This window comes from Rhodococcus yananensis, assembly GCF_020515525.1.
GTDB lineage: Bacteria > Actinomycetota > Actinomycetes > Mycobacteriales > Mycobacteriaceae > Rhodococcus > Rhodococcus yananensis.
The window spans coordinates 1-9,089 of sequence record NZ_JAIYEP010000116.1 but is presented as its reverse complement, the minus strand read 5'-3'; the positions used below and the strand labels follow the sequence as shown (position 1 = coordinate 9,089).

At 68.9% G+C, this 9,089-nt stretch carries 9 protein-coding genes; 4 read left to right on the top strand and 5 right to left on the bottom strand.

Going from position 1 to position 9,089, the window contains the following annotated elements; translation table 11 throughout:
- The first annotated feature begins 71 nt into the window (after nucleotides 1-71).
- The gene (locus LDQ05_RS18510; protein WP_226438422.1) at nucleotides 72-671 is read left to right on the top strand and encodes a DUF2510 domain-containing protein; all 600 of its coding nucleotides are present in this window, start codon (nucleotides 72-74) and stop codon (nucleotides 669-671) included.
- 85 nt (nucleotides 672-756) lie between these two features.
- Here the strand turns inward: LDQ05_RS18510 and LDQ05_RS18505 are convergent, their stop codons facing one another.
- The gene (locus LDQ05_RS18505) at nucleotides 757-1,371 is read right to left on the bottom strand and encodes a TetR/AcrR family transcriptional regulator (protein WP_226438421.1); all 615 of its coding nucleotides are present in this window, start codon (nucleotides 1,369-1,371) and stop codon (nucleotides 757-759) included.
- A gap of 280 nt (nucleotides 1,372-1,651) precedes the next feature.
- Here LDQ05_RS18505 and LDQ05_RS18500 point away from each other — a divergent pair, with 280 nt between their 5' ends.
- Nucleotides 1,652-2,581 carry a hypothetical protein gene (locus LDQ05_RS18500; protein WP_226438420.1) on the top strand — a complete coding sequence of 310 codons (930 nt, stop codon included), beginning with the start codon at nucleotides 1,652-1,654 and terminating at the stop codon, nucleotides 2,579-2,581.
- 5 nt (nucleotides 2,582-2,586) lie between these two features.
- Here LDQ05_RS18500 and LDQ05_RS18495 read toward each other — a convergent pair whose 3' ends face one another.
- The 4 genes from LDQ05_RS18495 to LDQ05_RS18480 all read right to left on the bottom strand — a co-directional run bounded on the left by LDQ05_RS18495 (nucleotide 2,587) and on the right by LDQ05_RS18480 (nucleotide 6,637).
- A complete protein-coding gene (locus LDQ05_RS18495) occupies nucleotides 2,587-3,459 on the bottom strand; it encodes an SGNH/GDSL hydrolase family protein (RefSeq protein ID WP_226438419.1) in 873 nt (290 codons plus the stop codon).
- A 178-nt stretch (nucleotides 3,460-3,637) separates the two neighbouring features.
- Entirely contained in the window at nucleotides 3,638-4,441 is an 804-nt protein-coding gene (locus LDQ05_RS18490) for a PASTA domain-containing protein (protein WP_226438418.1), read from the bottom strand.
- A 78-nt stretch (nucleotides 4,442-4,519) separates the two neighbouring features.
- Nucleotides 4,520-5,257: an SOS response-associated peptidase gene (locus LDQ05_RS18485; RefSeq protein ID WP_226438417.1), complete on the bottom strand. Its 738-nt coding sequence runs from the start codon at nucleotides 5,255-5,257 to the stop codon at nucleotides 4,520-4,522.
- A gap of 84 nt (nucleotides 5,258-5,341) precedes the next feature.
- Nucleotides 5,342-6,637, bottom strand: a complete 1,296-nt coding sequence (locus LDQ05_RS18480) for a vWA domain-containing protein (protein ID WP_226438416.1) — start codon at nucleotides 6,635-6,637, stop codon at nucleotides 5,342-5,344.
- A gap of 882 nt (nucleotides 6,638-7,519) precedes the next feature.
- Between LDQ05_RS18480 and LDQ05_RS18475 the strand changes: the two genes are divergently transcribed.
- Nucleotides 7,520-8,200 (top strand): TetR/AcrR family transcriptional regulator, encoded by a 681-nt coding sequence (locus LDQ05_RS18475; RefSeq protein ID WP_226438415.1) that lies wholly within the window; start codon nucleotides 7,520-7,522, stop codon nucleotides 8,198-8,200.
- Nucleotides 8,197-9,033 carry an SGNH/GDSL hydrolase family protein gene (locus tag LDQ05_RS18470; protein WP_226438414.1) on the top strand — a complete coding sequence of 279 codons (837 nt, stop codon included), beginning with the start codon at nucleotides 8,197-8,199 and terminating at the stop codon, nucleotides 9,031-9,033. The genes LDQ05_RS18475 and LDQ05_RS18470 overlap by 4 nt, the downstream gene beginning before the upstream one ends.
- The last annotated feature ends 56 nt before the right edge of the window (nucleotides 9,034-9,089 follow it).

The following is a 9,089-nucleotide window of genomic DNA, read 5'->3' as shown; positions in this document are numbered from 1 at the left end:
GTCGGTGCGCCCGAGAGGGGTCGGGCGCACCGACGACCCTTCCGACGTTCCTTCCCGAAAGGACCCCGACCATGACGAACGAGAACGAGAACAGGCCGACTCCGGCGGGTTGGTATCCGAGCCCGGATGGCGGGCAGCGCTACTGGGACGGTGCGGCGTGGTTGGGTCTGCCGGCTCCCGACACCGTCGTGAAGCGCCGGATCCGCTGGAAGCCGATCATCGTGACGCTCGTGGTGCTGGTCCTCGCGGGCGTCGGGGGGACGGTGGCGTGGAAGGTGAACCACGACGCGCAGGTCGCCGCGCAGGTGGAAGCGCAGGAGGAGGCGGCGCAGCGCGAAGCCGATCGCCTCGCGGCCGAGCGGGCCGCGCAGCAGCAGCGCGACGACGCCGAACGCGCCATGCGTGAGCTGACAGTCACGAACATCGAATCGAGCGTCGAGGAGATGGCGAACGAACACATGAACAAGGGCATGTTCGACGGCCCGGTGCTGAGCGTGACGTGTTCACCGGTCAACGGAGGGTCCACGGACGACCTGACCGAAACCACCACGGTCTTCGAGTGTTTCGTCGGCACCGAAGAAGTCGGCGACGGCCGGATGCGCGGTTACAAGTACCACGCGACGATGAACTGGTCGAGCGGTGAGTACACCTACGGGTTCGGCGCGCCGTAGCTACCGGGACGGTGGGGCGGATGGCGCAGGGGGCCGTCCGCCCCACCGTCGTGCCCCAGCGTAGTTCGCGGAGCACGGTTCTGTCTCACAGAGCTTCCATTGCGGCTGTGATGTACGCTTCGGCGTCGAAGTCGTCGAGCAACGATCGCTGCACGATGAAGCCCTGGACCACCCCCAGGACGACGGGTGCGTATCCGGCCGCCCAGGCTTCGACGTCGGTCACCCCCGCGGGTCGCGCGTCCGGGTCGGCGTCCACCCACGCGACCAGTGCGTCGGCGACGACGCCGAGCAGTCGCCCGAGGACGGTGTGGGCGAGGTCGCGGATCTCGGGGTCGACGGTCGCTTCGGCCCACACCTGCAGGATCGCCGTGCCGAACTCGGAACCCACGACGGGCTGCAGGCTCTCGGTGATCGTCCTCATGATGCTCGCAGCGATGTCGCCCGGCCCGTGTACGTCCGCGGACGCGATACCGGAGACCAGCGCGGTCTGCCGATCGCCGAGGACGTGGTCGGCGACCGCGACGAGCAACTGTTGTTTGCCGCTGAAGTACCCGTAGATGGCGCCGGCCGACAGCCCGGATTCGGCGATGATCTCGGCCATCGACGTGCGTTGATAGCCCGTGCGGGTGAAGCACCGCAGGGCGGCGGAGACGATTTCCGCCCTTCGTGCCTCCCGATGCGCCTCGCTCACCCTCGGCACGACGTTCCTCCTGTGCACACACCGTTGTTGACAGGCCACTCTATCCGAATCATTATAAAGAACGAACATTCCTTTTTAATGAGAGTGAGCCCATGAACGCCACCGCACCGGCGACCGGCCCGTCGCCGCTCATCCGCGCCGTGGCGCTGGCCGCGGGCGCCGCCGTGTCATCGTCGGCGTCGTCCTCCTCGCGTTCGCGTGGCCCGCCGTCACCTCCGAGCCGCGCGGCCTCCCCGTCGGCGTCGTCGGGCCCGACGCCTCGGTCGCTCAGGCCACCGGCATGCTCGAAGCGCAGTCGGGCGACGCACTGTCCCTCACCGGAGAAGACAGCCGCGACGCCGCCGTCGCAGCCATCGAACGACGCGAGATCTACGGCGCACTCGTCCTCGGCGACACCCCCACCGACATGCCCGAGGTGCTCGTCGCGACCGCAGCGAACGCCCAGGTCGCACAGATGCTGCAGGGCATCGCCGCGGGCATGGAACAACAGATCGACACGCAGCTGCGCGCCGCCACCGAAGCATCGATCGCGCAACGCGTCTCCGATCCCGCAACCGCCCCGACCGAGTTCACGATCCCGCACGCCGAGGTGACGGTGACCGACGTCGTACCGCTCTCGGACTCCGACCCGCGCGGCGCCAAGCTGGCCACCGCCGCGTTCCCCCTCGTCCTCGGTGGCATGGCGGGTGCCGTCCTCATCTCGTTCGGCGTTGCCCGCGCGGCGCACCGCATCGTGGCACTGCTGGTGTACGCGGGGGCCGGTGGCCTACTGCTCGGTGCCATCCTCCAGGGCATGTTCGGTGCGCTGCAGGGCAACTACTGGACGAACGCCGTGGCGATCGGGCTGGCGCTCGCGGCGATCACCGCACCCATCGTCGGTCTGCGCAGCCTGCTCGGCCCTCCCGGTCTCGGTGTGGGCGCGGTGGTGATGATGCTCGTCGCCAACCCCATCTCGGCGGCCACCATGCCCGTCGAGTTCCTCCTCGCCCCGTGGGGTGCCGTCGGGCAGTGGTTCCCGCCGGGGGCCGGCGCGACCCTACTGAGGCAACTGTCGTACTTCCCGGACGCGAGCACCGCCTTCCCCTGGACCGTGCTGGCCACGTGGACCGCGGTCGGCGTGCTGCTCACCGGCGTCGCCGTCGCACGCGAACGGAAGACGATCGAGTCGGACTCCCCCACCGACGATCCGGAACTCGTGACGGCCGACTGAACGGCTCAGGCTCCGCCCAACCTCGCGAGCACCCGGCCGGCCATGTGCTGCATCCCCCGCGCCGTCGGATGCAGCGGCCGGGCCTCCGACAGTGAAACGCGCCCGGCGAACCACCGGTCCTCGGGTGCGGCGCACGCGTCGTGCCCTGCCGCGCCCGACGCGACGTCGACGAATTCGGCGCCCGCGCCGCCCGCCGCACCGGCGAGCACCCTGTTCAGCCGCCCGAAGAACGCGGTGATCCACCCGGCGTCGGCGTCACCGACAGGCAGATTCGGCCAGCATCCGCGCCCGTCGTAGATCCCTCCGTGACCGACGAGCACGACCCGTGCGCCCGGTGCCTTGCGTTTGATCGCCGCGAGGGCCGCGGACACCTTCGGCCCCAGACCGTCCAGGGCGGCGGTGACACGCGCCGCGAGCGCCGGATCGTCGCGGCAGCCGGCATCGGCGCCCGGCGCCTCGGTGTAGCAGGCCGACACCAATCCGCTCCACCGGATGTCGTTGCCTCCGATGCTGACCGTCACCAGCGTCGTGTCGGCGGGCAGCGCATCGATCTGCGGCACCATCGGCCCCGTGAACGTCTGCTGCGGGGTGCTCGTGAGGTGGTCGGTGCGGGCGCCGGTGCACGACAGATTCGTGAACGACGCCGCTTGCAACGACTCCGCGACGAGTGCCGGGTAGCCGAGGACCGAACGACCACATCCGTTGAGCGCCGCCGTCGGATCGAGATAAGGCCCGGCCGCCCGCGAATCCCCCAGCGCGGCATACCTGATCGCGGTGTCGGCGCTCCCCACCGATCCCGGGACCACAACGGCCGCGAGGGCGATACCCGCCACCACCGCAACTCTCGACGCGACCCGCAGCCTCCCCGTGACGCCCATGATCAGCAGTATCGAACAGGACGTCGGCCGCGTCTCGCCGATCGCCGATGTTCCCGACCGCGCCCGCACTGCCCGTTCGCGTGGTATAGCAACCCGTTTGCGTCGCCGACCGAGCGAGTCGGTGCAGCCCGATCCGATCGAAATGCACTTCGACGAGCGCACATTCAGTGCGGTCCTGTCAGCGGCAACCGCTGTACTCGTCGTCCTTGACCACCGACAGCAACGCATCGCCTTCACCGAAGAGCGCCCCCGGCGCGGGGGTCTGCTCGACGACCACCCAGTTGCGATCCCACACCTGCGCGCGACCGGCACCGCTCGCGTCGACGCTCCGCGAGTAGAAGACCCCGCTCGCCTGGATGGCGTCCTGCGCGGCCTGAAGATCCATGCACACCACGTCGGGCATCACCGCGCTCGGCGCGACCGTCTGCGACGGTGATGCGGCCGCAGCCGCCACGCTCGTGACGGGGGTGGTGGTGACGCTCGACGCGGGGGCGGCCGTCCGCGCGGTGGTCGCGGCGGTGGTCGGCGTGGGAGCGGCGGTGGACTGCGAGGTGCGCGCCGCCGTCTGCGGGGTGGTGCTCGCGGTGTCGTCGGCGGCCGGGTCCAGCCCGTCGGAGATGTCGGTGACGATCCCGATGACCACGAACGCCGCCGCGAGCGCCGCGGCGATCACCACGCCGCGCCGCATCTTCGACGGCGGCGTCGGCGGGGGCGGAGGTGCGAACGCGGCCGGGTCGCCCGCCAGGTACGCGCGGTGCCCGGCATCGGCGCGGGCCGCGAGCGCATCGTGTTCGGCTTTCGCCCGCGCGCGGCGATCGCGCAGCGGCTTCCCGATCGCGAGGTACACCAGGATCACCGTGAACACCAGCTGCACCACGACCTGCTCGGCGGTACCGTTGATCAGGGCGACGATCGCCAGCCACAGGGTGATGCCCGCCAACATCCCCGCCAGGATCCTCAGGTACGGGACGATGGGCTTCATGTTTTCCTCCGGCGATCAGCACGACCTCCGCGCCGACGGGCGCGTTCATGCCTGAAATCGGAGGGCGTGACCCGATCGTTACCGGCTGTGGTCGAGATCGGTCGGGGGCACGGGCCGGAGGAGTTCCGGGCCGTTGTTGCGCGGCGAGTTCACCGCGGTACCCACTTCGTACGTCTCGAGGTGCGGCTCGGGGATCGAGTTCAAGAGGGCGTCGACATCGTCGCGGTCGGTGAGCGTCGGGTCGAGCCAGGGATCGATGAACGTGGCGGGCAGCAGCACCGGGGATCGGTCGTGGATCTGCCCGGCCGCGTCGGTCGCCGGTCTCGTCAGGACGGTGCACGTCCACAACCACCTGCCGGGATCGTCGTCGGGACGCTCCCGGTCGGGCCACAGTTCGTACAGGCCCGCCATCGCGACCGGTGCGTCTGCGTGGAGGAAGAACGGGATCTTCTTGCCGTCTTCGGTTTTCGTCCACTCGTAGTAGCCGTCGGCCGGCAGGATGCAGCGGCGGCGTGAGGCCGCCGCCTTGAACGCCGGTTTGCCGGTGATCGTCTCGGAGCGGGCGTTGATCAGCCGCGACCCGATCTTCGGGTCCTTCGCCCACGACGGAACCAGCCCCCACTTGACGGTGCTGTTGACCTGGCGCACGGGAGCAGCGTCCGGCTCGCCGCGGGGTGCGCGTTCGAGGACCACGTTGACCTGCTGGGTCGGGGCGATGTTGTACGACGGCGGGAGTTCGTCGCCCACCGTCGCCACGGCGTCGTACGCCGCGAGCAGGTCGTCGCGGGTGCTGCTGCTGGCATACCGACCACACACGGCGCCACTCCCGTCCGTTCGAGGTACACCACGGACGATATCCCCGACCACCGACACGCACCGCGAAGCGTGCGGCCCGATCTTCTACCGCACGATCCCTGCCGCCCGTGCCGCACGCAACCAGTCGGGAAACTCACTGAGCAGACGGCGGTAGAGCTCGGCGTCGCTGATCTTGCGGATGTCGTCGACGCTGAAGAACCCGGCGTTGTCGACGACGCGACCGCCCATCGTGTCGAGGCGTTCGAGGACCCCGTAGTTCGCTTTGCCGAGTCCGACGAACTGCCAGAACGCGGGCAGCCCGGACGCCTCCTTCATGAGGTCGCTGATCTGCTTCCTCTGGTGGAATCCGCCGTCGGTGAAGAACAGGACGAGTGTCGGCAGCGAAGCGCCCGCGGTCAGGGACGAGAGGATCTCACCCATGATGGGCAGTTCGTCGTTGATCGCGCCGAGGGGCCCGTAGTCGATGCCGCCGTGCACGCCGTTCAGGTGCAGGAACGTCGACGACCACGCCTCCACTTCGTGCACGGTGATGTCGGGCAGCCGCGCGTACGACTTCGCGTACAGGTAGGGCTCGAGGGTGCCGTCGTCGTCGACCTGCACGGCGATCGGCACCATGCGTTCGACGACCTCGTGGATGAGCTTCTTCGAGTACTGCCGGCGCATGCTGCCGGTCTTGTCGATGACGAGGACGACGCGCGCCCGCACCCCGGGTGCGCCCTTGTCGAGGAGGACCTTCGCGACCTCGCGTTTGCGCAGGTCCAGTTTCTGGCGCTTCTCGAGGGAGAGTTTCTCTTCGCCCGCGACGGTGCGGACACCGTCCGGAGCGGCGGGAGCGGCGGGAGCCGGTGCTGGTGCTGGTGCTGGTGCTGGTGCTGGTGCTGGTGCGTCGTCGACCTGCACTCCGTGTTCGGTGACGAGCGCGGACAGTCCCGCGTCCCAGCCCGCGGAGACGTTGCGAACCTTCCAGTCGCCGTTGCGCCGGTAGATCTCGAGGAGCACCGCGGCCCGTTCGGTGGTGAGGTCGACGGCGCGGGCCGTTGCCGCGCCCGCCGGATGCGCGACGTCGACTCCCAGATCGTGCACGGCGGCAAGACTTCCCGAAACACTGTCGTCGAGGGCCACGGCGATCGACAGTCGTTCGATCGCGGGCGGGACGGCGGTGAGGTCGATGGCGACGCGGTCGGCGGCGAGCAGACGTACGGCCCCTTCGGGTGAGGCCGGCTGGTTGAAGAACACGAAGTCGCTGTCGCCGCGAACCTTGCCGTCGGCGCCGAGTTGGAACACCATCAGATCGACGGTGCCCTGTTTCGCGCCCGACACCGACGCCGTGACGGATCCGGTTCCGATGGTGGTGTTCTGTCCACGCGCAAGCTCTGTCATGCTGACCTCGGCCGTGGGGCCTGTTCCTTTCGTCCGGTTGCTCGACTGCACTCTTCCACGTCTCGGCGATGCCCGCACAGGGCGAACAGCCGTTCGAGTTGACGGCCATCGGTGCACGTGAGACCATCCCAGAACCGACCTGATTACAGGTCGACCCCGGCAGGTGCGCCAACACCGAACCGGGGTCTGGGCACACGACAGAACAGGACCTGTCATGCACCGTACGGTGGAGTCTATCCACACGCCCCCAGGGGGCGCCCCTCCCGGTTCGGCTGTTCCCGCCGACCCCCTCCTTCTCACCCCACCGGGGTTTCTGCTGACGTCCTGACCTTGTGCAGCCTCCCGACCAGTCCGGTCGAGGGGCTCGAGGTGTTTCCTGCTGCGACGTGTGCGCGGGCCGGTCCGGTCACCGCGGCGCGCCGAGCAATTCGTCGCTACTCTCCCGGGTCCGACGTCAGCGCATTCGACGCTGCGCGCAGGGGTGCCATTCCCGTGCGTGAAACCGACTGGGCGCCAGTACCTTCGTCTCCACAGCTGGCGGTGGAGCACCCGATCGTGAGGGTCGACACGAACGACCGGGTCCCGTACACGCCGCCGTCCCCCGGGACGAGCGGCCAGACGTTCGGGCCGAGAGGGTCTATCGGGGAATGGCGACCGGGCAGCGGTGGGGAAGGGGCCGACGGCAAGCACAGGGACCCGTAGGGTCTCCGCACGGTCGAGCACTGCCGCCCGCAGGGCGCCCGAATCCTTTCGACGATCGGACAACCCACCGAACGCGACGCGGGCCGTGTTCGAGCAGGTGAGCCCCACCTCGCCACCGTATCGGTGGATCGAAGTTGAATAACACTTGTTAGTTTAGTAACAGTTGTGCATAATGCGTCTGTGAGTGATCCGCCCGACAACAACGACCCCGACGCGGGCATCGACCCACGCGTGCGGCGCACCCGCACCGCCCTGCTGACAGCAGCGGTGACCGCGGTGACCGAACACGGCTCCACCGAACTCTCGGTGACCGAACTCGCCGACACCGCCGGCGTGAGCCGCCGAGTGCTCTACCAACACTTCGGCGACCTGAACGGGTTGCTGGTCACCGCAGCGATCGAACTGATGACACGCGAGATGGCACCGGCGATGACAGAACTGGCCCGCGCCACCGCCGACCCGGCGGCCGAGCACACCGTTCCGATGACCGAGTTCGCCACCCACTTCGCCACCCACTTCGCCACCCACCGCCGCTTCTACCGGGCACTGCTCACCGGCTCGTGCGCCTACTCCGTCCACCGACGGATGGGTGAACTGTTCGCACCGTTCAGCCAAGCCGCAGCACGACACCTGTTCGGCGATCTCGACGACGACCTCGCCACCGAGATCGGCACCTACTTCACCGCGGGTACCACCATGTCGTTCGCCGCCTGGCTCATCGACAGCCCCGACCCCCTCGACCCGCAGCAATTCGTCGAACACCTGAACCGCATCCAGACCGTTCTCGCCCGAACACCCCCATCCGCATCCGCACCGTCGACCACGTTGCGCACCACCACCTCCGCGAGGAGCCAGCCATGAAATGTCGCCCGATCACCCGCGGTCTCGCCACCGCCGCCGCGATCCTCGCCCTGAGCACCGGAGCCGTCGAGACAGCACAACCGGCAACCGACACCGGTACCGACACCGGCTCGGAATACGTGTCACTGGGAGACTCGTTCATCTCGGTCGGGTCGTACCAGAGCACCTCGATGAACTCCGACTGCGCGCAGGCCGGCGACGACGTCGGCCACCTCGTCGCCGCACAACTACCCGGAGTCACCTTCACCGACCTGGCCTGCGGCGGCACCACCGCCGACCTGGTGGAGAACACCTCGACCGCGCTCTCGCCCGCCACTCGATACGTGTCGATATCCACCGGCGGCAACAACGAAGACTTCTTCATGGACCTGCTGCAGAACTGCTTCGTCACCGCCGCCACCTGCACTCCCCAGGTCCGGCAGGAAGCCGAAGACAAACTCGACCGTCTCGGCGCCCGACTCGACAGCACCTACGCCACCGTCCGCGCCGCCGCCCCCACTGCCGAAATCGTCGTCCTGGGCTACCTCCGACTACTCCCCGACCGCGCCGCCGGATGCATCGTCGACGTGACGTTGGGCCAGGACGTCGTCGACTTCGGCAACCACATCCAGCACCGCCTCAACGACGAAGTCGCCCGAGCAGCCGAACGCGCCGGATTCACCATGGTCAACCGGTGGCAGGACGGCACCAACTCCGTCTGCGCACCCGACGGACAACGCCACGTCTCGATCACCGGCCTCGGCCCCGGCGACGAAGCACTGCCCTACCACCCCACCATCACCGGACGCCGCTACGCCGCCGGACTGATCGTCGATGCCTTCCTGAACCCCTGACACGGTCGGATCCCGGTGGAACGGGTGGGTTCGAGCCCGGACTCCGGGCTCGAACC